Origin of the sequence: Novosphingobium aromaticivorans DSM 12444, assembly GCF_000013325.1 — a bacterium.
GTDB lineage: Bacteria > Pseudomonadota > Alphaproteobacteria > Sphingomonadales > Sphingomonadaceae > Novosphingobium > Novosphingobium aromaticivorans.
This window is the reverse complement of record NC_009427.1, coordinates 25,702-51,026: the sequence shown is the minus strand read 5'-3', so window position 1 is coordinate 51,026 and position 25,325 is coordinate 25,702. Positions and strand designations below refer to the sequence as shown.

General features: G+C 66.3%; 24 protein-coding genes. 18 read left to right on the top strand and 6 right to left on the bottom strand.

Features of this window, described 5'->3' with window-relative positions; genetic code table 11:
- Positions 1-48 precede the first annotated feature (48 nt).
- The 4 genes from SARO_RS18115 (at position 49) to SARO_RS18100 (ending at position 4,256) form a co-directional block, all read left to right on the top strand.
- Positions 49-816 carry an SDR family NAD(P)-dependent oxidoreductase gene (locus SARO_RS18115; RefSeq protein ID WP_011906695.1) on the top strand — a complete coding sequence of 256 codons (768 nt, stop codon included), beginning with the start codon at positions 49-51 and terminating at the stop codon, positions 814-816.
- A gap of 66 nt (positions 817-882) precedes the next feature.
- Positions 883-1,668 carry an enoyl-CoA hydratase/isomerase family protein gene (locus tag SARO_RS18110; RefSeq protein ID WP_011906694.1) on the top strand — a complete coding sequence of 262 codons (786 nt, stop codon included), beginning with the start codon at positions 883-885 and terminating at the stop codon, positions 1,666-1,668.
- Between the two features lie 194 nt (positions 1,669-1,862).
- Positions 1,863-2,450, top strand: a complete 588-nt coding sequence (locus tag SARO_RS18105) for a hypothetical protein (protein ID WP_011906693.1) — start codon at positions 1,863-1,865, stop codon at positions 2,448-2,450.
- Positions 2,451-2,492: 42 nt separating this feature from the next.
- Positions 2,493-4,256: an SLC13 family permease gene (locus SARO_RS18100; RefSeq protein WP_011906692.1), complete on the top strand. Its 1,764-nt coding sequence runs from the start codon at positions 2,493-2,495 to the stop codon at positions 4,254-4,256.
- A gap of 45 nt (positions 4,257-4,301) precedes the next feature.
- Here SARO_RS18100 and SARO_RS18095 read toward each other — a convergent pair whose 3' ends face one another.
- Positions 4,302-4,571: a hypothetical protein gene (locus SARO_RS18095; RefSeq protein ID WP_011906691.1), complete on the bottom strand. Its 270-nt coding sequence runs from the start codon at positions 4,569-4,571 to the stop codon at positions 4,302-4,304.
- A gap of 372 nt (positions 4,572-4,943) precedes the next feature.
- On the opposite strand from SARO_RS18095, the gene SARO_RS18090 reads away from it, so the two are divergent.
- Positions 4,944-5,912, top strand: a complete 969-nt coding sequence (locus SARO_RS18090) for a lactonase family protein (RefSeq protein WP_011906690.1) — start codon at positions 4,944-4,946, stop codon at positions 5,910-5,912.
- Here SARO_RS18090 and SARO_RS18085 read toward each other — a convergent pair.
- Positions 5,899-7,080, bottom strand: coding sequence for an aminotransferase (locus SARO_RS18085; RefSeq protein ID WP_011906689.1), 1,182 nt, complete (start codon positions 7,078-7,080; stop codon positions 5,899-5,901). The two genes, SARO_RS18090 and SARO_RS18085, sit on opposite strands and share 14 nt — an antisense overlap.
- 139 nt (positions 7,081-7,219) lie before the next feature.
- Here SARO_RS18085 and maiA point away from each other — a divergent pair, with 139 nt between their 5' ends.
- From maiA to SARO_RS18070, 3 genes are all read left to right on the top strand, one after another.
- Entirely contained in the window at positions 7,220-7,879 is a 660-nt protein-coding gene (gene maiA / locus SARO_RS18080) for a maleylacetoacetate isomerase (RefSeq protein WP_011906688.1), read from the top strand.
- A gap of 145 nt (positions 7,880-8,024) precedes the next feature.
- Positions 8,025-9,233 (top strand): MFS transporter, encoded by a 1,209-nt coding sequence (locus tag SARO_RS18075; protein WP_011906687.1) that lies wholly within the window; start codon positions 8,025-8,027, stop codon positions 9,231-9,233.
- A complete protein-coding gene (locus SARO_RS18070) occupies positions 9,226-9,939 on the top strand; it encodes an SDR family NAD(P)-dependent oxidoreductase (protein WP_011906686.1) in 714 nt (237 codons plus the stop codon). The genes SARO_RS18075 and SARO_RS18070 overlap by 8 nt, the downstream gene beginning before the upstream one ends.
- Before the next feature lie 15 nt (positions 9,940-9,954).
- On the opposite strand, the gene SARO_RS18065 is transcribed toward SARO_RS18070, so the two are convergent.
- Positions 9,955-11,094, bottom strand: a complete 1,140-nt coding sequence (locus SARO_RS18065; protein WP_041551599.1) for an FAD-dependent monooxygenase — start codon at positions 11,092-11,094, stop codon at positions 9,955-9,957.
- A gap of 140 nt (positions 11,095-11,234) precedes the next feature.
- Here SARO_RS18065 and SARO_RS18060 point away from each other — a divergent pair, with 140 nt between their 5' ends.
- The 4 genes from SARO_RS18060 (at position 11,235) to SARO_RS18045 (ending at position 17,085) form a co-directional block, all read left to right on the top strand.
- Positions 11,235-13,673: a TonB-dependent receptor gene (locus SARO_RS18060; protein WP_011906684.1), complete on the top strand. Its 2,439-nt coding sequence runs from the start codon at positions 11,235-11,237 to the stop codon at positions 13,671-13,673.
- Between the two features lie 75 nt (positions 13,674-13,748).
- A complete protein-coding gene (locus tag SARO_RS18055) occupies positions 13,749-15,137 on the top strand; it encodes a sulfatase-like hydrolase/transferase (RefSeq protein WP_011906683.1) in 1,389 nt (462 codons plus the stop codon).
- Between the two features lie 22 nt (positions 15,138-15,159).
- The gene (locus SARO_RS18050) at positions 15,160-16,065 is read left to right on the top strand and encodes an NAD-dependent epimerase/dehydratase family protein (protein ID WP_234007489.1); all 906 of its coding nucleotides are present in this window, start codon (positions 15,160-15,162) and stop codon (positions 16,063-16,065) included.
- A gap of 12 nt (positions 16,066-16,077) precedes the next feature.
- Positions 16,078-17,085: a LysR family transcriptional regulator gene (locus tag SARO_RS18045; RefSeq protein ID WP_218119690.1), complete on the top strand. Its 1,008-nt coding sequence runs from the start codon at positions 16,078-16,080 to the stop codon at positions 17,083-17,085.
- Positions 17,086-17,091: 6 nt separating this feature from the next.
- Here the strand turns inward: SARO_RS18045 and SARO_RS18040 are convergent, their stop codons facing one another.
- A complete protein-coding gene (locus tag SARO_RS18040) occupies positions 17,092-17,517 on the bottom strand; it encodes a winged helix-turn-helix transcriptional regulator (RefSeq protein ID WP_011906680.1) in 426 nt (141 codons plus the stop codon).
- Between the two features lie 101 nt (positions 17,518-17,618).
- On the opposite strand from SARO_RS18040, the gene SARO_RS18035 reads away from it, so the two are divergent.
- The 6 genes from SARO_RS18035 to SARO_RS18010 all read left to right on the top strand — a co-directional run bounded on the left by SARO_RS18035 (position 17,619) and on the right by SARO_RS18010 (position 23,713).
- Positions 17,619-18,428, top strand: coding sequence for an SDR family NAD(P)-dependent oxidoreductase (locus SARO_RS18035; protein ID WP_011906679.1), 810 nt, complete (start codon positions 17,619-17,621; stop codon positions 18,426-18,428).
- Between the two features lies 1 nt (position 18,429).
- The gene (locus tag SARO_RS18030) at positions 18,430-20,019 is read left to right on the top strand and encodes a phytoene desaturase family protein (RefSeq protein ID WP_011906678.1); all 1,590 of its coding nucleotides are present in this window, start codon (positions 18,430-18,432) and stop codon (positions 20,017-20,019) included.
- Positions 20,016-20,249: a hypothetical protein gene (locus tag SARO_RS18025; protein ID WP_011906677.1), complete on the top strand. Its 234-nt coding sequence runs from the start codon at positions 20,016-20,018 to the stop codon at positions 20,247-20,249. Before SARO_RS18030 ends, SARO_RS18025 begins: the two co-directional genes overlap by 4 nt.
- A 121-nt stretch (positions 20,250-20,370) precedes the next feature.
- Positions 20,371-21,393 (top strand): VOC family protein, encoded by a 1,023-nt coding sequence (locus SARO_RS18020; protein ID WP_011906676.1) that lies wholly within the window; start codon positions 20,371-20,373, stop codon positions 21,391-21,393.
- A gap of 13 nt (positions 21,394-21,406) precedes the next feature.
- On the top strand, positions 21,407-22,525 hold the full coding sequence (locus SARO_RS18015; RefSeq protein WP_011906675.1) for an FAD-dependent monooxygenase: 1,119 nt from the start codon (positions 21,407-21,409) through the stop codon (positions 22,523-22,525).
- Positions 22,526-22,624: 99 nt separating this feature from the next.
- A complete protein-coding gene (locus SARO_RS18010; protein WP_011906674.1) occupies positions 22,625-23,713 on the top strand; it encodes a VOC family protein in 1,089 nt (362 codons plus the stop codon).
- Positions 23,714-23,741: 28 nt separating this feature from the next.
- On the opposite strand, the gene SARO_RS18005 is transcribed toward SARO_RS18010, so the two are convergent.
- Both SARO_RS18005 and SARO_RS18000 read right to left on the bottom strand, forming a co-directional pair.
- Entirely contained in the window at positions 23,742-24,149 is a 408-nt protein-coding gene (locus SARO_RS18005; protein ID WP_011906673.1) for a VOC family protein, read from the bottom strand.
- 4 nt (positions 24,150-24,153) lie between these two features.
- A complete protein-coding gene (locus SARO_RS18000) occupies positions 24,154-25,317 on the bottom strand; it encodes an alpha/beta hydrolase (RefSeq protein WP_011906672.1) in 1,164 nt (387 codons plus the stop codon).
- Positions 25,318-25,325 lie beyond the last annotated feature (8 nt).

Here is a 25,325-nt window from a genome sequence, read left to right as displayed (position 1 = left end):
CTGACCGGCTCTGGCCGAAACTTCATCCAGAAGGAAAGACCCCACACCATGGATATCCAGGGACTGGCCGCGATTGTCACCGGCGGCGCATCCGGACTTGGCGCGGCAACCGCGGAACTGCTGGCCGCGCGCGGCGCGAAAGTCACGCTGTTCGATCTCAACGCGGATCTCGGCAATGCCAAGGCCGCCGAAATCGGCGGGCGCTTCGCTGCGGTGAACGTGACCGACGAGGATGCCGTCGCCAATGCCATCGCCGAAGCCGAAGCGGTCAACGGCAAGGCACGCATCCTGGTGAACTGCGCGGGCATCGGCCCTCCGGCCAAGGTTCTCAATCGCGACGGCAGCCCGCTGCCGCTGGCGGACTTCGCCCGGATCATCAACATCAACCTGCTCGGCACGTTCAACGTCCTGTCCAAGTTTGCCTCGCGCATCCACGATGCGGAACCGCTTAACGAGGACGGCGAACGCGGCGTGATCGTCAACACTGCCAGCGTCGCGGCGTTCGAAGGCCAGATCGGCCAGCCCGCCTATGCCGCGTCGAAGGGCGGCGTGGTCGGCATGGCGCTCCCCATCGCGCGCGAATTTGCCCGCTATGGCATCCGCGTGAACACTATTGCGCCCGGTATCTTCTGGACCCGGCTGCTCGGTTCGCTGCCGCAGGAAGCGCAGGATTCGCTCGGTCGGCAGGTGCCGTTCCCCAGCCGCCTCGGCAAGCCTGCCGAATATGCCAAGATGGTCGAGGCGATTGTCACCAACCCGATGCTCAACGCGGAAGTGATCCGCCTCGACGGCGCGATCCGCATGGCGCCAAAGTAAGCCCGGCGCGCTCTTCCAGCCCGCGCCCTCCTGAACCCAGCGCTCCCGCCCTGCATCGGAATCCAGATGATGAAGCCCGTTTCGACCGACCTTGCCGATGGCATCCTGACAATCACGCTAGACCGGCCGGACCAGGGCAACGCCATCGACATGGCCCTTGCCGAAGCCCTGCTGGAGGCGGCGCGCGCCGCTGCTTCCGACCCGGCTGTACGCTGCGTGGTGCTGACCGGCGCAGGGCGGATGTTCTGCGTGGGCGGCGATGTCGGCGGCTTCGCTGCTGCGGGAGACGAAGCGCCGGCCTTCATCAAGGCGCTTGCCGACAAGCTGCACGAAGCCGTGCTTGTGCTTGCGGGCATGGAAAAGCCGCTGGTCACGCTTGTCCACGGACCTGCTGCGGGGGCGGGCTTCAGCCTCGCGGCGGCGGGCGACATCGTCCTTGCCAGCGAAGCCGCGCATTTCACCGCTGCCTATACCGCGATCGGCCTTACCCCGGATGGTGGCCTGACCTGGCTTCTGCCCCGCCTCGTGGGCATGCGCGCGGCGCAGGAGCTGATCCTCACCAACCGCCGCCTCACTGCGGCAGAGGCAGTCCAGCTCGGGGCGGTCACCCGCGTGGTTCCGGCCGATGAACTTGCCGCGGAGGGGCGTCGCCTCGCCGCGCAGCTCGCCGACGGCCCGACCCGGGCGTTCGGCACGGTTCGCCGCCTCCTGGCGGAAGGGCAGGGCGCAACGCTCGCCGACCAGCTCGACAGTGAGGCAGCCGCGATCTCGGCTGCCGCAGGTGGTGCAGAGGGCCGCGAAGGCGTCGCCGCCTTCCTCGCCCGCCGTGCGCCCGCCTTCCGTCCGGCCTGAATACCCGAACCACACCTGAAGGCACCTGACCGCCACCAAGGGCGGCCAGCGCGGACCCAGCATTCCATAAAGGAGACCTTGTGACACTTTACCCGAGGGTAAAGTGTCACGGGCGACAAATGTTGGATTGAGGTGGTGTGAAGCCACGCGGGGGATTCACAGGAATCCTGATTTGTGCTTCTTTGAATCCCGCAATGTTCCATGCCCCCATCTCCACCGGCCCGGCCCAACATGGCGAGATGTCGGCGTTGCTCGATATGCTCGCGCAGGCCAGCACCCGGCCGCGCTATGCCTTCATGGTGCTCAGCCTTATCGCCGAAGTGGCCGACGGGCGGGGAGAGGCCGGGCCCTTCGTCCGGCGCGGCGGGGAGCAGTTCACCCTGCGCGACTGGTTGTGCGACAGCCTTGCCCCCATGGGCGGCCGCGATCCTCGCCGCATTGCCCTGGCCGAAAGGGTCAAGGCCGATCTCCTCGCTACAGGTACCTTGCCACCGGATACAGCCGCCGCAGCAGCGGCAATCGAGGAGGAAGTGCGCGAAAGGGTGCGCGCCTCGGGCAAGACGAACCTCAGCCGTGCGGTGTCCGAACTGGTGCAGGCCGGGCTCCTGCGCCGCTGGTACGCCGGCTTTGCGATCGATCACCACAACCGTGGCGGCCAGCGGCATGCCGTCTACGCGCTGCAGGGGCGGGCGCGGTGCCTCCTTCCGCGCGGCGCCAGTGTCCCGCCCGCACGTCCGGGCGGTCGGCGCGCGCCGGTGCAGGGAGAACTGCGCTTCTCCTGAGAATGCGGGAACCGCAGGCCCGTCCCGTGGTTCATTTTTGCAATGACACAGCCCCAATGGCTTTCGCTGGCCACCCTTGTCGGGATGATGGCCCTTTTCCTGTGGGGGCGCTTCAGGTTCGACGTGACCGCCGTCATCGCGCTGCTAGCCGCGCTCGCACTGGGTATCGTCAAGCCGAAGGAGGCGTTTTCGGGCTTTTCCGACGATATCGTGATCATCGTTGCCTCGGCCCTTGTCATGTCGGCGGCCGTGCAGCGTTCCGGCCTTATCGAAAGCCTGATGCACCGCATCTCGCAACGCATCCGGCGCCCGTCCTCGCACTTGCTGCTTCTGACTTCTACGGTCGGCGTTGCTTCGGGTCTGATCAAGAACGTCGGCGCGCTTGCCATGCTGATGCCGGCTGCGGTGCAGATGGCGAAGCGGAACCGGATCTCGCCCTCGGCCTATCTGATGCCGATGTCCTTCGCCTCGCTGCTGGGCGGGCTGATGACCCTGATCGGCACGTCGCCCAACATCATCGTCAGCCGCGTGCGCGAGGAGATGACGGGCAAGCCGTTCACGATGTTCGACTATTTCCCGACCGGCTTTGCCCTTCTGGTCGTGGGCCTGGTGTTCCTGCGCCTGGGTTGGCGCCTTCTGCCCGAGCGCGTCTCCCCGCCGGGGCTTGGCGAGGCGATCAACATTTCGGGCTATGTGATCGAGGCGACAGTGGGGGAGGACTCTCCTGCCATCGGCGAGACGGTGGCCGAGTTTGCGGAAAGGCATGAACGACAGGTCGAGGTGAACAGCCTCCTGCGCGGCGACATGCGCGCGGCGGCCAGCCCCTATACGCACCTTGCCAAAGGCGACATCCTGATCCTCAGCGGCGAGCCCGATGCGCTGGAGAAGGTGGTCGCCACGGACAGGCTCGCGCTGGCCGGCGCCGACGCGGCAGGTGACGGCAGCGACGACGGCATCGGCGTGATCGAAGCGGTCGTTCGCAACGATTCCCCGCTGATCGGTCGCACCGCCGGCCGCCTGCTTATGCGAGAGCGGCTTGGCATCAATCTCATCGCGGTTTCCCGTGCAGGCGAGACGCTGGCGCGAAAGCCCGGCCAGATTGTGCTCGAGGCAGGCGACGTGATCGTCCTCCAGGGCCCGCTCGAAGTGCTTCCGCAACGCCTCGGGCAGCTCGGCGCGCTGCCACTCGCGGAACGGCCGATCATGCTCGGCTCGACGCGGCGGCGCTGGCTGTCGGTCATCATCCTCGCGCTGGCGATGGCCTCGGCGGCGAGCGGGCTGGTGCCGGCTGCGGTTGCATTCTTTGCCGCCGCGAGCCTGGCCGTCATCACCGGCGCATTGCCCGTGGGCGAGGCCTACGAGGCGATCGAGTGGCCGATCCTGATCATGTTGGCCGCGCTCATCCCGGTCAGCGCGTCTTTGCAGACGACCGGCGCGTCCGACGTCATCGCCGAAGGGCTTGCGGGCCTTGCCGTGCGATTGCCGCCGTGGGGCGCGGTCATGCTGATCCTGGTGGCGGCCATGGCGGTGACGCCCTTCCTCAACAACGCGGCGACGGTGCTGGTCATGGCGCCCATCGCGGCCGTGTTCGCGAACGAACTTGGCTACCGGCCCGAAGCTTTCCTGATCGCTACCGCAGTTGGCGCAGGGTGCGATTTTCTCACGCCCATTGGCCATCAATGCAACACGCTGGTCTTCGGACCGGGCGGCTATCGCTTCGGCGATTACGCGCGGCTCGGCGCGCCCCTATCGTTCATCGTGGTCGTGCTGGGCACGCCGCTCATCCTGTGGTGGTGGCCGCTTTGACGCGGCGTGCCCCGCCGGTGGAGGTCCGGCGGGGGAGACGCAGCCTCAGGCCGCGCCGTTGCTCTTGTTGCGGTTGAACGCCGCGTTTTCGTTCGCCCTGTCGCGCGCACGGGCAAGGCCCGGCGTGTCCGGGAAGCCGTTGGCCGGGCCGACGTCCGTCTTGAGCTGCTTGTCCGATTGGCTCTTGGGGGCAGGCGCGGACTGATAGGTGGTCTTGCTGTCGCCCGCGCGGGTTCCGGCCAGTGCCGGCGAAGCCACGAGGACGATGCCCGCGCAGGTCGCGGCCATGGTGGACAGTGTTCCGATCTTTCGCATTCTCGCCTCCTTCTGTGGTTGAGGACGCTTCAGGCAAGGACCATCGCCCGGTGTCCCGAGGGACCCCGGGCAACCCGGACGGTGGCCCGGACGAGGGCCCGGACGATGGCACGAGATTCTTGCCTGCCCCCCGCCAATCGGGGAGTGCGAGGGGGAGGCTGGTGACTTCTGGATGAATTCAAAATTAATGAAAATGTCACCTTAACGGCCTGTCCCGTCAGCATTTCGGATGGCCGTTCCAGGCGTGTCGCGCCGTTTCGCGCGCCGGACCAACGGTGCATGGCGCGAGGGCCTCGCTTCGTCGCGCGAAGGGAGCCGTGCGCCTCGTCCGTTGTTCCCTGGCGAACCCCGAAACGGCAGGATCTGCGCGCGATGCGGCCCGACATGTTCATAGGCTCCTACGAGCGCTCCGGCGGGCACGGGTTGTATCCGGCGTGGCTCGACTCGCTGGGGGCGATCAGCCTTGGGCCGCCCGATACCCGGATCGGCAATGCCAGCTTCGGATTGCTCGACCATCGTTGCGGCACCGCGTGGTTCGTGGAGGAGCAGGAGCCGGGTGCTGTCTCGGCCTGGCAATGGGACGACCAGGTCTGGACGCCGCTTGGTCGTATAGGCACGGGCGGGGCGTCGCCTTGCCACCTTGTCCGCAGTCCCGACGGCACCCTGCTGGCTGTTGCCAACAACGATGGAGGGGTAGCCGCTCTTGTCGAACTGGATCCGGAAACCGGCGCGCTCGGTAAGCTGGCGGGCGTCTTGCGAAATGAGGGCGGCGCCCGCTCGCATGCCGGTTGCGTCCGATTTGCCGGAGACCGGATCTTCATTGCCGATCGCGGCCTGGACCGGGTGCTGTCGTGTGAATACGGCGCGGCGGGGTTTGGCGAAGTGCGGACGGCTTTCGCGGCGCCGCGCGGTTCGGGACCCCGCCAACTCCTTCTGCGCGACGATCTGGCGCTGCTCGCCTGCGAATTGACCGCACGGCTGATGCTGTTGCGCGCCACTGGCGAAGGCTTTGAATTGCTCGACGATATCGCGACCGACGCTGCCGCCACGCCCGGTAATCTCGCCGGCCACCTCGCGTTTCAGGGCGACAGGATTTTCGTCAGCAATCGCGGGGCCGATACCGTCGCGTCGTTCCGCATCGACGGCGAGCGGTTGCGGCGGGAGGATTGTTGGTCCTCGCATGGCCGGTCGCCGCGCCACTTCGCGATGTGCGGCAGCTATCTCGTCGTCACCAACGAGCAGGACGGCATCGTCTGCGTGCTGGATATCGCCAATGGCGGGCGCATTGCCGGGACAGCGATCGTGCCCGGCGCGGCCTTTGTGCTGGCTATGCCGCTCTGAGGCCGTCGCGCCAGCGCACCAGCCGGTCCATGGCCTCCAGCAGCATGGCTTCCGGCTTGCAATGGCACAAGCGCACGATGCCCTCGGGTGCGGCGTCGCCTTCCCATAGCGCGGACAGGGGGATCGACGCGACCCCGGCCTCGCGCACCGCCCGGTCACTGAAGGTTCGGTCGTCGAGCGCAATGCCCGATGCCGCCAGATCAATGCAGGTGAACCATGTCGCGGTGGTGTCCAGCACCGTGAACCCGCGTCGGCCCAGCGCCTCGATCAGGACGCCGCGCGTTTCGGCCCAACGAGCGGTGCACCCTGCGGCGAGCGCAGGGTCTTCGAGCCCCTGCGCGACAGCCCATTGCAGCATCGGCGCGGTGGTGAACGTCAGGAACTGATGGGCGCGGGCGAGAACGGCGGCCATGTCGGGCGCGGCGACCATCCAGCCGACCTTCCATCCCGTCGCGCCGAAGATCTTGCCGGCCGATCCGATCTTGATGGTCCGGCGGGCCATTCCGGGCAGGGCAAGAAGCGAGCGGTGGCGACGACCATCGAAGCGGACGTTCTCCCAGACCTCGTCGCAGATCGCGATCAGGTCGTGCCTGACGCAAAGGCTGGCGATCATCGCAAGCTCCGTGTCGGCGGCGACGGTGCCCGTGGGGTTCAGCGGATCGTTGAGCACCAGCGCGCGGGTGCGCGGTGTCACGGCGGCGACAATCGCGGCCTCGTCGTAACGCCAGTGGGGCGGGCTTAGCGGGACGAAGACGGGCACTCCGCCCGCGCGCCGGATCAGCGGCGCATAGGCATCGTAGGCAGGGGAGAACAGCAGAACTTCGTCACCCGGCGCGACCGCCGCGAGGATGGCGCAGGCCACCGCCTCGGTCGCGCCGGAAGTGACGATCACGCTTTCCGCTCCGACTTCCAGCCCTTGCGTCCATGCATAGAAGCCCGCCACCGCTCGGCGCAGCTCGGGGATGCCGGCCATCGGTGGATATTGATGCGAACGCTCTGCCGCCGCGCGCGACAACGCTTCGAGCAAGGCTGGAGGCGGCGCTTCGTCAGGGAAGCCCTGACCGAGATTGATCGCCCCCAGCTCCCGCGCGAGGCCGGACATGTGTTCGAAGATGGTGACGGGCATTCCCGCGTAGACGGGATGGAGGCGCTGGAGCGGATCGATCATCGCGCCCAAGCCTAGACATTCGCCCCGCCGTTTTGAAGCGTGCATTCGGCAAAGGACGTGCCGATCAGGATGTGGCGATCGGACCGTTGCGCCCGTCGCCCGATTTTCCGATAGGTGGCATGCACCGGAGAACCTGACCATGAATGATGCCCCCGCTCGCGATGCCATCGTCCTCCATGGCTTCTGGCGCTCGTCCGCCTCGTGGCGCGTGCGCATCGCGCTGGGTCTGAAGGGCCTGACCTGGCAGAACGTGTTCCACCACTTGCGCAAGGGAGAGCAGCGCGCGCCGGAATACCTCGGGCTCAACCCGCAGGGCTTCGTTCCCGCACTCGAGATCGGCGGGGCGGTGCTGACGCAGAGCCTGACGATCTGCGAATACCTCGACGAGGTCTTTCCCGAGCCGCCGTTGTTGCCGGATGACGCCCTCGAACGGGCGAGGGTCCGCGCGTTCGCACAGGCCGTGGCTTGCGACATCCACCCGGTCCAGAATCTCAAGGTGCTGAAAATGCTCCGCGCGCGCGGCTTCGACGAGGATGCGGTAAACGCCTGGGCGCGCGAAGTGATCGAAAGCGGGCTGGAGGCTTGCGCGAGACTGGTCGAAAGCGCCGAGGGGCCCTTCTGCTTCGGGGAGAGGCCTACGTTGGCCGACGTCGTGCTGGTGCCCCAGCTCGGCAATGCGCGGCGTTTCGGGGCAAGGATCGATTTCGGGCGCATTCCCGCGATCGAGGCTGCCTGCCAGGAATTGCCGGCCTTTGCCGCCGCCGTACCGGCGCTCCAGCCCGACGCCGAGGCGCTCTGATCCGTTCCCGCGATCAAATCGATTTGCCGAATAGATAGGCCGCGCTCCTATTGATTGGACAGGACGCACCCGATGGCCTGAAACAGTGAGGTTCGGGAAAGACGTCCGTGGTGGGCGCGTGTTCGGACCGGGAGAGCGCAAGGCAATGGGCAGGCAACACGAACCGGGCGTGATGACCGGCATAGCGCTGCTCCTGCCGATCACGCTGACCACGATGGCGATCGTGCTGCTCGCGCCAGTCCTGCCGCAACTCATGGCCGAATTCGCCGATGTGCCGGGGCATGAATACCTGGTGCCGATGGTGCTGACGCTGCCTTCGCTGTGCGTCGCCGTACTGTGCCCTTTCGCGGGAATGCTGGGCGACTACTTCGGGCGGCGCCAGCTGCTGCTGGCTTCGTTCGTGCTTTATGCCGTGGTCGGTGTAGCGCCGCTGTTCCTCACGGACCTGGTCCACATCCTGATTTCCCGCATCGGCGTGGGCGTGGCCGAAGCGATGATCTACGTCCTTTCGACGACGATGATCGGCGATTACTACGAGGGCGAACGGCGCGACCGCTGGCTGGCGGGGCAGACGGCTTTCGCCTCGGTCTCGGCGCTGGTGTTCTTCAACATTGGCGGTCTGCTGGGCGAGGCGGGTTGGCGAACGCCCTTCATTGTCTATGCCTCGGCGCTGGTGATGTTTGCCCTGGTTCTGAAATTCACGTGGGAACCGTCTGGAGACAAAGCTGAAATCGCAGATGCCACGAAGGCGTCCGCCGCCCCTCACAACCTGAGCTGGGCGATGTTTCCCTGGGGAAACCTTGCGCTGATCGCGGGCATAACCGTCTATGGGGCGATCTTCTTCTACACCGTGCAGATCCAGGCATCGGCGGGCCTTGCCGAGCTGGGACTGTCCAGCGCCGCGCGCATCGGGTTCCTTACCTCGCTGGCCAGCCTTGGCGTTCCCTTGGGCACGTTCATCTATTCGCGGCTTGGCCGGATCGGTGTTGGAAAGCTCCTTCTCGCCGAATTCGGCATTCTTTCCATAGGTTTCCTGTTGATGGGGCGGACCGGATCGGTCCCGGGATTCCTTGCCGGATGCTTCATCAACCAACTGGGCGCGGGGATGCTGCTGCCGACGCTGCTCGTCTGGTCGATGAGCATCCTGCCCTTCGAAGTGCGCGGGCGCGGGACCGGTTTCTGGCAATCGTCGTTCGCGCTCGGCCAGTGGTTGAGCCCGCTGGCGGTCACTTTCTTCGCGCTGCACCTGGGGGGTCTGATGAAAAGCTTCGAGATGCTCGGCTACATGGCTGCCGCTGGCTTCGTCGTCGCGCTCGTGGCGGGTCGCAAGACCGCGGTGGCGGCCAATGCCTGATCGCCTGTCCGGCAAGGTCGCGGTCGTCACCGGCGCTGCGGCGGGCATCGGCAAGGGCTGCGCCCGCATTTTCCGCGAGGAGGGAGCCGCCGTCATCGGCGTCGATCTTGCAGGGGCGGACCGCGCCTGCGACCTGACCGACGAGACGCAGGTTTCAGCGCTGTTCGCCGCGATCGTGGCCGAGCACGGCAGGATCGACGTGCTTGTGAACGCCGCCGCCTTTGCGGTCTTCGCGTGGATCGAGGAAATGACCCTTGCGGAGTGGCGGCGCACGCTGACCGGCGAACTCGACACCGTTTTCCTGCCGACGCGCGCGGCCTGGGCGGGCCTCAAGGCCAGCGGCGCTGCCAGCGTGATCAACTTCGCCAGCGCCAACGCGCGCCACGCGCTCGACGGTTCGGCCGCGCTCGCGCATTGCGCGGGCAAGGGCGGCGTCCTTGCGATGACGCGGCAGCTCGCGATGGAAGGTGCCCCTCACGGCATCCGCGCCAACTCGATCTCTCCGGGCTTCATCCGCACCGAGGCGACGGGACGCCACCTTGCCGAAGTCCCGGACCTGCGCGACCGGGTCCTTGCCAAGAACATGGTCAAACGCCTTGGCGAGCCTGAAGACATCGCGTGGTGCGCCACATGGCTCGCCAGCGACGAGGCCCGCTATGTCACCGGGGCCGACATTGCCGTGGATGGGGGCGCGACGGCCTGGTAGCCGCCGCGCTTTTGGTCAGAACGGTTGGTTGAGGCGGCCGAGCGCGCCTTCCAGCATCTTTGCGTGGACTTGCGGATCGCCGTGTTCGAGCTGCAGGCGCCCGACGGCGACGCTGGTTTCGATCACGTCGCGGCAACGGTCGAAGCGGCGTTCCTGATAGGCCCGAAGCGCGGATTCCACATCTCCGGCGCGGGCCAGTTCCTCGGCCAGCACGATCCCGCTTTCCACCGCCATGCCCGCACCAGAGGCAAGATGCGGCGTCGTCGCGTGGACCGCATCGCCGACCAGGACGATGCGCCCGTTGAACCAGTCGCGCGGTTGCAGGGCAGCGGCGAGGGGGCGGTAGTTGATCCAGTCCTCCCGCGTCATGTTGTCGCGGATCCAGCCGGCGTTTCCGCCGAAGTCCGCCAGCAGCGCCTTGAGCGTGACGAACAGCTCCTCGTCGTCCATGTGGCTGTCGCGCTCGACGTGCGGGGTCAGCATCCACATGTAGACCGTGTCCGGTCCGCAGGCAGTGATGCCGCAAGGATTGGCGTGGCCAAGGAAGAACTCGCCCATGTCGAGCCCCGGCGGCTTGCGGATGGAGATGCGCCAGCAGCCCTGTCCGGTGGGCTGTGCCGGCCCCATGTGGGCAAAGGCGAGGTCGCGCACCCGCGAGAACACGCTGTCGGCGCCGACGACGAGGTCGTATCGCCGCGCGGTCCGGTCGGAAAATCGGACGTCGACGCCGCCTTGGACGTTCTCCAGTGCATCGACGGTAAGGCCGAGGCGGACCGGGATTTCCAGTTCGCGCACGCGCTTCTGCATGATGTGGTGCAGGACCGGACGCATGATGCCGCCCGTCGCGGGCAGGCCTTCCTCGATCACCGGTTCGTCGAGGTCGAGCATGTGGGTGCCGTCGTAGCGGAACAGGCGGGTCTTGCTGGTGATCGCGCCCTTGTGCTTGATTTCGTCGAGCATGCCCAGCCGGCGATAGGCGCGCAGCGTCGGGCCGGTGATCGTGATCCCCGCGCCGTATACACGCCATTCCGGGTCGAGATCGACCAGATCGACCGTCACTCCCCGCTCGGCAAGGCTGATTGCCGTTGCCATGCCGCCGATACCGCCGCCCACGACAAGCGCCGTGGCGATGTTGCTGATGCTCTCCCCAGTCATGTTGCCTGAACTAGCGATTGGAACGGCGCGCACAAATCCGAACGGTGGATACCTATCCATCCATACAAACGACGGGATGTTGACGGGCAGTGGGGCTATCGCGCTTCTCGACCAATAGAAGCGCAATGGGGAGGATATTCATGCGCCTTGCACTTACGGGAACTTCGGCACTTGCCGCGCTCGCCATTGCCATGCCGGCCTTCGCGCAGGATGCTTCGGACGATACCGGCACGATCGCCGAGATTGTCGTCACCGCGCAGAAGAAGGAGGAATCGCTCCAGAAGGCCGGTATCGCCATCGACGCCGTCACCGGGGCCAGCCTTGCCCAGTCGGGCATCCTCAAGGCGGACGACCTGGGCAAGTCGGTGCCCTCGATTGCCATTTCCAACGGCGGCGGCTCGAACACCTCGATCTTCCTGCGCGGCGTCGGCAACTTCACCAATTCGAGCTACAACGATCCCGCCGTCACGCCCAGCTATGATGGCGTGGTGATGGGCCGCGCGGCAGGCGCGTTCAGCGCCGCCTTCTACGATCTCGCGCGCGTCGAAGTGCTCAAGGGCCCGCAGGGCATCCTCTATGGCCGCAACGCCACGGGCGGCGCGGTCAACGTCATTCCCCAGCGGCCGGAACTGGGTCGCACCAGCGGCGGCTTCAACCTGTCGGTCGGAAACTACGATGCGGTCGCGGCCGACGCGCACATCAACATCGCCACCAGCGAGAACAGCGCCCTGCGCCTGGGCGCGACGCGCCAGGTGCACGACGGCTACAACCGCGACGGCACCGACGACCTCGACCGCTCGGGCCTGCGCGCGCAGTTCCTGATCGAGCCGACCGACACGGTTTCGGTGCGCCTCGCGGCCGACTATACCGAGATCGGGGGCAAGGGCGCGGGGGCGAGCTACGTCGGGGCGTTCCTGCCCGGCGAGTCCGGGTTCACCTTCACTCCCGCGACCGGGCTTGACAGCTCCGAGGGCCTTGGCACCGATGCCGCCAATGCCTTCCGCACGAGCCAGCTTGGCGCGCCTGGCTTCGGCTTCCTTTCGGAGCTGAACACCGATCCCAAGGTGGATTACAAGTATTGGGGCGTGAATGCCGAGGTCAACGTCGATACCTCGATCGGCAAGCTGACGGTGATCCCGGCCTACCGCGAAAGCGACGGTTACAGCTATTTCAACGGCCCGGCGTTCAACACCGCCTATGCCAAGGAAAACGACAAGCAGTTCAGCGTGGAAACCCGGCTGTCGGGCAAGACCGGGATGGTCGACTACGTGGTCGGCGGTTTCTACTTCAACGAGAAGATCAAGGCCGAGAACCAGTACAACCAGGAATTCGTGCTGCCGATCCAGAACTACGAGCACAAGACCGAAAGCTGGGCGGCCTTCGGCCAGCTTACCGCGCATATCGGTGATCGTCTCCGCCTGATCGGGGGTGCCCGCTACACCCACGACAAGAAGGAGATGGACGGCATCATCAACAACTTCATCACATTCTGCGGCGGCATCCCGCCGGTCACGCCGCCCGCCTCGTTCGCGCTGGGCTGCGCGGCGAGCGACGGCCTGCCGCGCTATGCCAATTCGACCAGCACCAGCGACACGATCGCCTGGCTGGTCGCCAACGGATGGATCGCGGCGGGTTCCACCGACGAGGCCAACGCCCAGGTCTTCCCGGTCCTGTCCGGCGCGGGCGTGATCCTCAAGACCTACAACCCGGTGGTCGACAGCGGCACCTATTCGCGCGTGACCTGGAAGGTTTCGGCCGAATACGACGTCGCGCCTGACAGCCTGCTCTATGCCACGGTCGAGACCGGCTACCGCGCGGGCGGCTTCCAGCTCGCCGAGGGCCGTTCGAGCTACAAGCCTGAATATATCACCGCCTATTCGGTCGGTTCGAAGAACCGCTTCCTCGGCAACCGCCTCCAGGTCAATCTCGAGGCGTTCTGGTGGAAGTACCGCGACCAGCAGATCACCTACTTCACGGTGGATTCTGGCGGAACGCTGATCAACTCGAACGAGAACGCGGGCAAGCTGACGATCAAGGGCGTCGATGTCGACATCATCGCCAAGCCGCTGCGCCACACAACGCTTACGGCCAAGGTGCAGTACCTCGATTCGAAGTACCAGGATCTGAAGCTGATCACCGCATCGCCGCGCAACAACATCGGCTGCACCAGCACACCGACCGGCGAGACCCTGTCCGACGGCGAGACCGCGGTGCTGAGCTTCGATTGTTCGGGCAAGCCCGGGCTCTACAGCCCGAAGTGGACCGCCAACCTCGGGGCCGAACAGGTCTTGCCGCTGGGCGATACGCTGGAGCTGGTCGGCGCGGTCAATACCTCGTGGCGCAGCAGCCAGTGGGGCGGGTTCGAATACCTCGCGTTCCAGAAGATCGGTGCCTACTGGATGACCGACCTCAACCTTACCCTTCGCGATCCTGAAGGTGGTTGGTCGCTTGGCGGCTTCGTCCACAACGTCGAGGGCGACCGCCGCGTGATGCGGCCCCAGGCTTCGCCCATCGGCTTCGCGGTGGCAAACTACACCGCGCCGCGCACATACGGCTTGCGCTTGTCCGCGGAGTTTTGACCATGACGGCCGGGCGCATCCCGCGTCCGGCCGCCCGTGTCGGGTGCGGCACAACTCCAAGTTGCGGAGATCAAGATGGCTGGCATTCGGCGGCGCGAGGTCCTCGGCGGCATTTCGGCGACCGCGCTGCTTTCGGGTCAGGCGCTGGCCGTGACCCGCAAGGCCGCGCCAGAGCGGCCCAATATCGTTTTCATCATGGCCGACGACCTCGGCTATGCCGACACCTCGGCCACGGGTTCGCGTCATATCCGCACGCCGGCCATCGACAGCATCGGCGCCGGTGGCGTCATGTTGCGCCAGGGCTATTCCAGCACGCCGATCTGTTCGCCGACGCGCACCGCGCTGCTGACCGGGTGCTACGCGCAGCGCTTTGCCATCGGGGTGGAGGAACCGCTCGGCCCCAATGCCCCCGCGGGGATCGGCGTGCCGCTTGACCGGCCGACCATCGCCTCGGTCATGAAGGCGCTTGGTTATCGCACCAGCCTTGTCGGCAAGTGGCACCTCGGCGAACCGCCGGCGCACGGGCCCTTGAAGCACGGCTACGACCATTTCCTCGGCATCGTCGAAGGCGGCGCCGACTATTTCGTGCACCGCATGGTCATGAGCGGAAAGCCTGCCGGTGTCGGCCTTGCCGAGGACGACGCGCAGACCGACCGCACTGGTTATCTGACCGACATCTTCGGCGACGAGGCGGTGCGGGTGATCGAAGAGGGCGGCAACCAGCCCTTTTTCCTCAGTCTCCACTTCACCGCGCCGCACTGGCCGTGGGAAGGGCGCGAGGACGAGAAGCTGGCACGCGCGCTGCCCAGTTCATTCCACTACGAAGGCGGCAATCTGGCGAAGTATCGCGAGATGGTCGAGACGATGGACCAGAACGTCGCCAAGGTGCTCGCCGCGATCGACCGCAGCGGCAAGGCCGACAACACCGTCGTCGTCTTCACCAGCGACAACGGCGGCGAGCGCTTCTCCGACACCTGGCCTTTCGTCGGCCACAAGGGCGAAGTGCTGGAAGGTGGGGTGCGGGTGCCGCTAATGGTGCGCTGGCCGCGCCGGATCAAGGCGGGGAGCCGTTCCGAACAGGTCATGGTCTCGATGGACTTCCTGCCGACGCTGCTGGGCATGGCGGGCGGCGATGCGGCAAGGATCGGTCGCTTCGACGGCGCGGACCTTTCCGCCCAGCTTGCCGGCGCCGCGCCGGTCACGCGCACGCTGTTCTGGCGCTTCAAGGCCAGCGAGCAGGCGGCGGTGCGACAGGGCGACATGAAGTACTTGCGCATGGCGGGCAAGGAGTACCTTTTCGACCTGTCGCAGGACGAGCGGGAGCAGGCAAACCTCGCCCCCGCGAACCCGGACAAGGTCAACGCGATGCGCGCGCTGTGGGACGATTGGAACCGGGAAATGATGCCCTACCGGGTCGACGGGTACTCGCAGGACGCGCGCAAGAGTTTTTCCGACAGATACTGAGGCTTGATAGATGCGGGTGGTGGTGACGGGCGCCGGTGGATTCGTGGGCCGCGAGATCGTCTCGCGCCTTCTGGCACGCGGCGACGAGGTGATCGGGATCGACAGCCAGGCCGGTGGCGTGCCCTCGGGCGCGCGGGTGATCGCGGGCGATCTGGCCAGCGCCGACGTCAGGACCGGGGCGCTTGAGCAGGGCTGCGACGCGCTGATCCACCTTGCCACCGTTCCCGGGGGCGCTGCGGAAGCCGATCCGGCGGCGTCGCGGCGCATCAACGTCGACGCGATGTACGACCTCCTGCTCGAGGCGGCGGCGGCCAGCCCGGGCCTGCGCGTTGTCTATGCCAGTTCCATCGCGGTATTCGGCGATCCCTTGCCCGCGCTGGTCGACGATGCGACGCCGCTTTCGCCCAGGATGGTCTATGGCGGTCACAAGGCGATGATGGAGGACGCGGTGGCGATGTTCTCCAACCGTGGCATGATCGATGGCGTGACCGTCCGCCTGCCGGGCATCCTGGCGCGGCCCAAGGGCCCCTCGGGGATGAAGTCCGCGTTCATGTCAGACCTGTTCCATGCGCTGAAGGCGGGCGAGGCTTTTGCCTGCCCGGTGTCTGCCGCAGGCATGATCTGGGCGCAATCGGTGCGGCGCTGCGCGGACAACTTCGTTCACGCGCTCTCGCTCGATAGTGCGCTGCTGCCGCCGACGCGGGCGGTGACCCTTCCGGCGCAGCGCGTCGCGATGGGCGATCTGGCTGCCGAAGTGGCCCGCCAGTGCGGCGCCGCGCCGAGCCTCGTTTCCTACGGGAAGGATACGGCGCTCGAGGCGGCTTTCGCCACGCAGCCGCCGCTTCTGACTCCTGCGGCCGAGCGCGCGGGTTTTGCGCATGACGGGGATCTTGCTACACTCGTCGCCAACGCCCTCGCGACGATCTGAGGGGCGGCGGAGATGGCGATGCGGTTCGGAAGGCTCGACCTCAACCTGCTGGTGGCGCTCGATGCCCTGCTGACGGAGCGCAGCGTGAGCCTCGCGGCCGACCGTCTGTGCCTTTCGCAATCCGCGACCTCCAGCGCGCTGGGCCGCCTGCGCGAATATTTCGGCGACGAACTGCTGGTGGTGAAGGGGCGCAACATGATCCTCACCGCGCGAGCGGAAGAGCTGATCGAGCCCGTTCGCGCAGTGCTGGAACAGATCCGCACGACGGTGGCGGTGGCCCCGCCGTTCGATCCGGCGACGACCGACCGGGTGATCCGGATCATGGCCTCGGACTATTCCACCGAAGTCCTGCTGACCGATGCGCTTGCGACGATGGAGAGATGCGCGCCCAGCATGCGCTTCGAAATACAGCCGATGCACGACGCGCCGATCGAGGCGATAGAGCGCGGCTACATCGACCTGCTTCTGACGATCGACTACGCGATCTCGTCAGATCACCCCAGCCAGATCCTGTTCGAGGACGATTACGTCGTCGTGGGCGCGGCGGACAATCCCGCCATGGCGGAGCCGATGACACGGCAGCTCTATTTCGAGTTGGGCCACGTCTCCGCCCGCTTCGGCAAGGCACGCGTTCCCGCTTTCGAGGACTGGTTCGTCCGGCGCCAGAAGCAGCAGCGCCGGGTGGAAGTGGTCGCGCCCTCGTTCCTGTCGCTGCCGGGACTGGTGGTGGGCACGCGCCGCATCGCGACGATGCACCGGCGCATGGCGGAAATCGTCGTGCGCAACATGCCGCTCGTCATCCGCGAGATCCCGTTCGACATCCCCCCGATCCGGGAGGCGCTGCAATGGAACATCGCCAACAACAACGACCGCGCGCTGCGATGGGTGGTTGAACAACTTGAACTGGCCGCGACCAGCAAGGCGGCAGCTCCCGGCAACGTCGTGCCGATCGCGCCCGCAGCGGACATCGACCGCAACTCGCTCGAGGTCGAATACCGGATGCATCACCCGCAGAAGTAGCAGGCGTCAGTCTTCGGCGGAATCGAAGGAAGCCCGAGCCGTACGGATCGCGGGGGCACGGGCGTTGATCCAGTCGATCAGGCGCCTCGCCTCGCCGTGGAGGTCCCTGCCAAGCGGCGTCAGGCCATAGGAAACGCGAGGCGGCACGTCGGCGCTGATCTTGCGGAAGACGAAGCCGTCGCGTTCCAGCGTGCGCAGCTTCAGCGTCAGCACGCGCTGCGAGATTGCCTGTTCGGCCGAGAGCTGGGCAAGCGTCCGGCGCAGTTCGGCGTGACGCCATTCGCCGGTCGCCAGGACCAGAAGGATCAGGGTGGACCAGCGGTCGCCGAGCAGGCCCATGACCTCGCGCGCGGGATCGTCCCGATCGTGGCCGTGGGCGGCCATTTCGGCCGCGAGCGCGGCGATGGCCGTTCGGATCTGCGCGGTTTCCAAGCCTCGTTTCACCTTTCCAGCGGGCACAAAAAAGTGCCGTCTTCCGCTTCTGCTGCCCGGTCTTAAGAGGTCTCGCAAGACGAGAACAGTGGGAGAGACGAATGTCGGGCGACGCAATCCGCATGGACGGAAAGGTGGCCATCGTGACTGGTGGCGCTGGCGGGATAGGCGAGGCGACGGCGCGGCTTCTGACCGCGCGCGGCGCCTGCGTGGTGATCGCCGACATCGCGTTCGAACGGGCCGAGGCACTGGCCGCCGATCTTGCAGGCGCCATCGCGCTTCCGCTCGACCTGGAGCAGGAGCAATCGGTCGAGACGCTGGTCGAGCGCACCGTCGCGCATTTCGGCAGGCTCGACGTGCTGCACAACAATGCCGCCCTGCTCGGGCCCGAGATCGCGCAGGCCGATGGCGATGTGGAGCGCATGGGCACGGCGTTGTGGGACAGGACGTTCGCGGTGAACGTGCGCGGCACGATGATCGCCTGCCGCGCCGCGCTGCCACACCTGCGCGAGACGCGCGGGTGCATCGTCAATACGGTCAGCAATCTCGCCTTGCAGGGCCACCTGATCCAGGCCGCCTATTCCAGCAGCAAGGCGGCGGTGATCCAGATGACCCGCGCCATTGCCGCCAGCCACGGCAAGGCCGGGGTGCGGTGCAACGCTGTGGCGCCGGGAATGACGATGACGCCAGCCCTGCGCGAGGCCTTTCCCCCGGCGCTGCGCCAGGTCGTGGAGGACGAGACGCTGCGCGACCGGCTTGGCGATCCGCGCGACATTGCCGAGGCCATCGCCTTCCTCGCCTCGGACGCGGCGCGCAACGTGACCGGGCAGGTCCTCGTCTGCGACGGCGGCGGGGCCAGCCACGTGCCGGGGCTTGCCGGTTTCCGTTCCTTCTTCGCGGGAGAACAGTGAGATGAGCCAGTACGACATCGTCGTCATGGGCGCAGGCCACAATGGCCTGACCGCCGCCGCCTACATGGCGAAGGCCGGTAAGAAGGTGCTGGTGCTGGAGCGCAAGCCGCATTTCGGCGGCGGGGTTTCGACGCGCGAACTGCTGCACCCCGGCTTCTGGCACGACGAGCATTCCAACGTGCACATCATGATCCAGGGCAATCCGATGCTGCGCGAGGACGAGCTGGGATTGCTGTCCCGGTTCGGCCTGGAATACATCTATCCGGACCTCGTCCATGTCTCGATCTGGGAGGACGGGACGGTCATCCGTTCCTACAAGGACCTCGACCGGACGTGCGAGGAACTGGCCCGCGTCGCCGGGCCGAAGGACGCCGAAGCCTATCGCCGGTTCGTGAAGATGAGCCAGACCGCGCTGCCGATGCTGGTCAGCGGGCTCTATTCGCCGCCGTTCCCGCTGGGCGCGTTCGTGGCGATGATGGACCAGTCGGACGAGGGGCGCTTTCTACTCGATCTCATGCAGCGCAGCGCGCTCGACATCGTCGACGCCTATTTCGAGAGCGACCTGCTGAAGCTCCACATCGTGCGCATGGTGACCGAGAACCTGCAGATGCCCGACGAACTGGGCACCGGCATGGGCGCCTTCGTCATGCCCGGCATCATCCACACTTACGGCTGTTCGATGCCCAAGGGCGGTTCGGGCCAGCTTTCCAGGGCGCTGGTCCGCGCGATCGAGCATTTCGGCGGCGAAGTGCGCTGCAATGCCGAAGTCGCGCGGGTGATCGTGTCGGGCGGGAAGGCGGTCGGGCTCGAGCTGACGGACGGCGAGACCTTCATGGCGCGCGACGGGGTGATCGGGGCGATCCACCCGCACGTCCTGCGCAAGTTCGTGGGCGAAACGCCCGAGCCGGTGCTGGAGCGGGCCGAGCGCGTGACCCAGTCCACCTTCTCGATCAATCTCACGCACATGACGCTGAAGGAGCGGCTGCGCCTCAAGGTCGGTAACGACTGCAACGCGATGATGACCGAGCTGATGGACTTCTACTCGATCCGGGAGATGCTGCTCGAATACGACAAGCTTCGTCGCGGCGAGGTCAGCGAGCGGTTGATCGCGGGCGGCGACAACACGATTTTCGATCCCTCGCGCGCGCCGGAAGGCGCCGGGGTGTTCTACGGCGTGAACTTCGCGCCCTATGACCTCCATCCCGGCGGATCCGGATCGTGGGACGAACGCAAGGAGGAAGTCGCCGACCGCGCCTTGGCGCAGTACCGCAAGTTCTACGCGAACCTTGCCGACGAGAACATCACCGGCCGCCTGATCCGCTCGCCAGTCGACCATGAGCGCGACAGCCCGGCAAGCTTCGTGCGCGGCGACATCCATGGTTGCGCGCCATTCTTCTACCAGTCTGCGGGACACCGCCCGACGCCGGATCTCGGCTCGTTCCGGGTGCCGGGGGTGGAGGGGCTCTATCTGGTGGGGCCGTTCATGCACCCGGGCGGCGGCGTGTTCGGCGCAGGACGGGCGACCGCCATCCAGATGATGGACGACATGGGGATCGACTACGACAAGGTCTGCGGGAGGGCCGTGCAGTGAGCAATGCGAACAAGGTGCCGGTGGCCAGGATCCTCGACGCGCAGGACAAGGAGCTGATGGCCATCCGCAAGGTCGAGCGTGATGGCAATGCGCTGGTCGTCCGCGGCAAGATCTTCGGGGCCATGCCGATGGTTGCCAAGCTCACGCCCGAGGAGGCGCGAGCGGCGCTGAAACTGATCGATTTCAGGACGTTCGTGTTCCTGATGACGATGCTGTTCCGGAGAAGCTGAAAACTATCGATTTCATGGATGCAGGGGCAGTAAAACAATTCATGTCCCTGATTTGCGCTCGATCAACAAAGCGACGGCCCGTCGCCCGCATTGCTCTCCCGACAGTTCACGGAGGCAATGCATGGCGATCATCGGCATCAGGCGGCTGACATGGATGGTGGAGGACGTAGCCGCCTGCGTCCGCTTCTTCACCGACTTCGGGCTTTCGCTGATCGAACGGGACGGCACGTCCGCCCTGTTCGAGGCGGCGGACGGTTCGCAATCGCTGTTCCTTGCAAAGGGCCATGCGCGCCTGCCGCAGGGGACGGCACAGACCACCAGGGGCGTTCACGAATGCGTCTGGGCGGTCGATAGCGTCGAGGGCCTTGCCCGCCTGACGGCGCGGCTTGCGCCGGTCGTGACGCTGACCACCGATGCCGAGGGGGTGGTCCATTTCGTCACGCCGTTCGGGCAGGCCATCGGACTGCAGGTGTGGCAGCCGCGCGCGGTGTTCGGCGCCCCGACGCCCCAGAACACGGTCGGGCGGATCGCCCGGCTCAACCAGCCGCGCAAGTGGATCGACCGCGCGGTGCCCAAGCGCACACACCACTGCGTCTGGACCTTTCCCGACGTGCAGGAGGCGGTGGATTTCTATCGCGACATGCTCGGCTTCCGCATTACCGACATGCAGAAGGGCTTCGGCGTCTACATGCGCGCTGATGGCTGCTACGAGCACCACAACGTGTTCCTCGCCGACGCCCACGCGCCGATGCCGGGCTTCAACGGCACGCTGAAGTTCCATCATGCCAACTGGGAAGTCGAGGACATCGACGAACTGATGGTGGCGAAGAACTACCTCGACCGGCGCGGCTATAGCTACGGCGACTGGAACTGGGGCTTCGGCCGCCACCGGCTGACTTCGGCGGCATTCTTCTACATTCCCTGCCCGGCAGGCGGCGAGGCCGAATACGGCGCGGATTGCGACTGCGTCGACGATGGCTGGAAGCCGCGCATCTGGGACGGCGCCTTCGGCACGGCGATCTACATGACCAACCTGCCCGACTTCATGAAGGGCGAGCCCAATTGGGACGTCACCTACGCGCGGCCCGACCAGCTTCATTATCACCCGGCGGACCCGAGACCCCTGGCCGAAGCGGCCGAATAGAGAGGACATCACCATGGACAAGGCAACCAGGGTACTGGTCATCGGCGGCGGCGTCGGTGGACTGGCGGTGGCGATCGGCCTGCACCAGCGCGGGATCGACGTCGAAGTGGTAGAGCGCGACAAGGACTGGAAGGTCTATCACGTCGGCATCATCGTTCAGGCAAACTTCGTGCGCGCGCTCAACATGCTGGGCGTGGGCGACGATGCGGTGAAGGCGGGTTACGCCTATCGCGGCGCGCGCTTCCTGGATCTGGACGGCAATGTGCTGAAGGAGCTGCCCGGTGATACGGCGGTGGACGGATTGCCATCGGACCTCGGCCTTACGCGGCCCGCGCTGCACAAGGTGCTGACTGAAAAGGTCCTTGGGCTCGGCATCCCGGTGCGGCTTGGCGTGACATTCGAAAGCCTGGACGATCGCGGGGATGCGGTGGACGTCGTCTTCACCGACGGAACGCGGGGCACCTACGACGTCGTGATCGGCGCGGATGGCAACTACTCCGCCGTGCGCAAGGCCTTGTGGCCTCACGCGAAGCCGCAATACACCGGGCAAGGCGTCTGGCGCTACAACGTGCCGCGCCCGGAAGGCCTTGAGTGGTCGGACATCTATCTCGGGAAGGACAAGGGCAAGGCCGGCTACTGCCCGTTGACGCCCGAGGAAATGTACATCTTTGCCGTGTTCGAGGAGCCGGGCAATCCCCGCTTCGCGCCCGAAACGCTGGCCGACGAGATGCGTGCGCGGCTTGAAGGCTATGGCGGCCTCCTTGCCGAAGCGGCAACCCACGTCACCGATCCGGCGCTTGTCGTCTATCGTCCGCTGGAAGCCTGCATCATGCCCGCGCCGTGGTACAAGGGCCGCATCGTGGTCATCGGCGATGCCGCCCATTCGGCGACGCCTCACCTGGGGCAAGGCGCGGCCATGGCGGTCGAGGATGCGGTCGTGCTGGCCGAGGAACTGGCCGAACGCGCGGTGGACGATGCGCTTGCCGCCTTCATGGAACGCCGGTTCGAGCGGGCGAAGCTCGTCGGCACAAGCTCGATACAGCTTGGCGAGTGGGACATGCACCCCGAACGCGCGGGCGATCCGGTCGCTCTGACGGACCAGATCCGCAGGAAACTCGCCGAACCGGTCTGATCCATCCGCGCGGTCGATAGCTTGGGTCCGGAAACTTCGGTTTCCGGACTTGCGCCGCGTTGGGCATGACGGGCTCCTGAGAAATTCCCGGGAGATTTCATGCCTCGTTCCCAGATCAATGCCGTACTTGGCGTCGAAAGCGTGCTGTTCGGCGTGGCGGACATTGCCGAACACACCCGCTTCTGGACCGATTTCGGCCTGCCGCTGGAAAGCGCGAGCGATAGCGAGGCGGTGTTCCGGCTCCAGTCGGGCAGCAGGGTGATCGTACTGCGTCACGGCGATCCGCGCCTGCCTTCACCCGATCCCTTCGCCGGCGACGGGGTGAAGGAAACCGTGTGGGGCGTCGATACGGCGGACAACCTGGAAAGGATCGCGGCGAGCCTTGCCGGCGAAGTCGCCGTCACGCGCGATGCGGACGGGACCGTGCATTGCGTCTGCCCCGATGGCCAGCCCATCGCGCTGCGGGTGTGGGACAAGCGGCCGGTGGTGTCCGAGGCCAGTCCGGTCAACACGCCGTCAAGCTGGCCGCGCTTCAACCAGCACCGCATCTGGCGCCGGAAGGCCACCCCCAAGACGATCAACCACGTGGTGTTCTTCAGCCCGGATTACGTGGGCAGCTTCGAGTTCTACGAGCGTCACCTGGGCTTCCGCTACGTCGACCATTCGCGCGGCACGGGCATTTTCGCGCGGGCGGGTGGCACGTTCGAGCATCACTCGATCTTCTGGGTGAACTGCGACCTTCCGATCGCGCCGGATCACTTCAAGTTCATGCACATCGCCTTTGGCTGCGACGACATTGACGAGGTCATGCTCGGCGCCAACATCATGGACAACAAGGGCTGGAAGAACACGACGATGAATACGTCGGGCGGCATTTCCCGCCACCGCATTTCCAGCGCGATCTATTACTACTGCGAGATTCCGGGGCACGCGGGCGAGGCCGAGTACCACGCCGATACCGACTATCTCGACGATGGATGGGTGCCGCGCGCGTGGGACTTCAAGTTCGGCTCGCTGCTATGGTCGCACAATGCGCCCGCGATCTTCCGGGGCGACGACATTCCCTGGGACATGGCCTTCGACCACGACCGCAAGAGCTTCGAACCCTACCGCCGTGCCAGGCCCGGCAAGCGGCCCATCGGCGGCGATCTGGCGAACCTGACGGACGAGGACGAGCACGCCATCTGAAGCGGCGGAAAGCCCGATGCCTGCCGGTTCAGGCGTCGGGTTCCTCCACGAACTCGATCAGGTTTCCCGCGCAGTCGCGGATGAAGCAACCCTTGCCGAAGGCCTCGCGCACAACGAAGGCCACGTCGACCTGCTTCTCCTCCATCTCGGCCAGGAACGCGTCGAGGTCTGCCACGCGGAAGGCGACGTGCTTGTTGCCGTGGGTCCTGACATCGCGGGGCGGATGGCGGCGGTCGTCGGGCAGGGGCGCGGCGCCTTCCACCTCGAAGATCTCGAAACGCAGCGGCCCCTTGCGCACCATTGCGGTGTGGCTTCGCGCCGCCTCGATGTAGAAGCGCTTCTCCACCTCGAAGCCGAGGACGCGGCCATACCAGTCTATCGCTTCGTCAAGCGAAGGAACGGACACGCCGCCGTGGTGGAAGGTGAATTCGGCCATCGCGTCAGCCCTTGTTCCCGGCCATCTCGGCAAAGGTCTGTGCGCACCAGTCGGCGATGTAGTCGCGCATGCCGGTGCCGTTGTCGGCGCCGCAATGCTCCACCTCGAAATCGGCCCGGGTGAAGATGCGCAGGGTGCGCTTGGGACTGTTCACTGCCTGGTCGTAGCTCATCTGCGCGTTGTAGGCCGGAATCTGGCGGTCGTTCTCGCCGTGGGTGATGAGGAACGGCACGCGGATCTTCTCTACCTGCCCGTCCAGCGTGATCTGGTCGGCATATTCGAGGAAGGCCGCCTGGTCGTCTATCCCGAAGACCCACATGACGTGATCCCAGTAGTGCGGCACTGGGTTCTCGCCCTCGTTGGCGACGCGTTCGCGCTGGCGCTGGCCCCAGACGTGGTTGGCGCCCATGACGGCGCAAAGTGCATAGCGCGGGTCGTTCGCGGCGATGCGCGGGGCGTGGTAGCCGCCGAACGATAGGCCGAAGATGCCGATCTGCGAATGGATCACGTCGCTGCGGGTAAGCAGGTAGTCGAAGGCCGGGCTGCCCCAGCGTTCCGCGTCGAAGACCGCGGGCAGGTTGCGCTTGCGGATCGCCTCGCCGGTGCCGGGCTGGTCAAGAAACAGCGTGTTCATGCCCCGCGCGAGGTTGACCGCGCCGTGGCCGGCCATGTTGACCTGTTCCTTCATCGAATCGAGACCGTTGACCGAAACCAGCGTCGGGCGCGGCGTGCCCGATCCGTCGTGGACGAAGATCGCGGGATAGCTCGAACCCTCGTAGGGAATCTCGACCTTGTCGACATGGAGCCCGGAAAGCGCGCTGCCCTTGTGATAGAGTTCGAGGCCCTTGTCGTAGGCCACCCAGCGCGGGGCATAGTCGCGGCTCTGGAGCCGTTCCGCGCCGAGGTAATAGCCCGAGGCGCGCAGGTACTTGGCTCCGGCTGACAGGAGGAAGCCCTCGGCCTCGTCCCGTTCGGCATTCCGGGTGACCTGGTCGGCCACCGCGATCCAGCTATCGAACAGAAGCGCGGAACCGGCATCGGCGCCGGCCTTGGCCGCTTCGCGCACCGGGCGGCAGACCTCGTCTAGTTCGCCATGGTTCCCGCCCGCGATCAGCGCAAGGTTGATGCCAAGGTTCCAGACGTAGTTTCCGGGGAAGGGTTCGAACATCGGTGGTA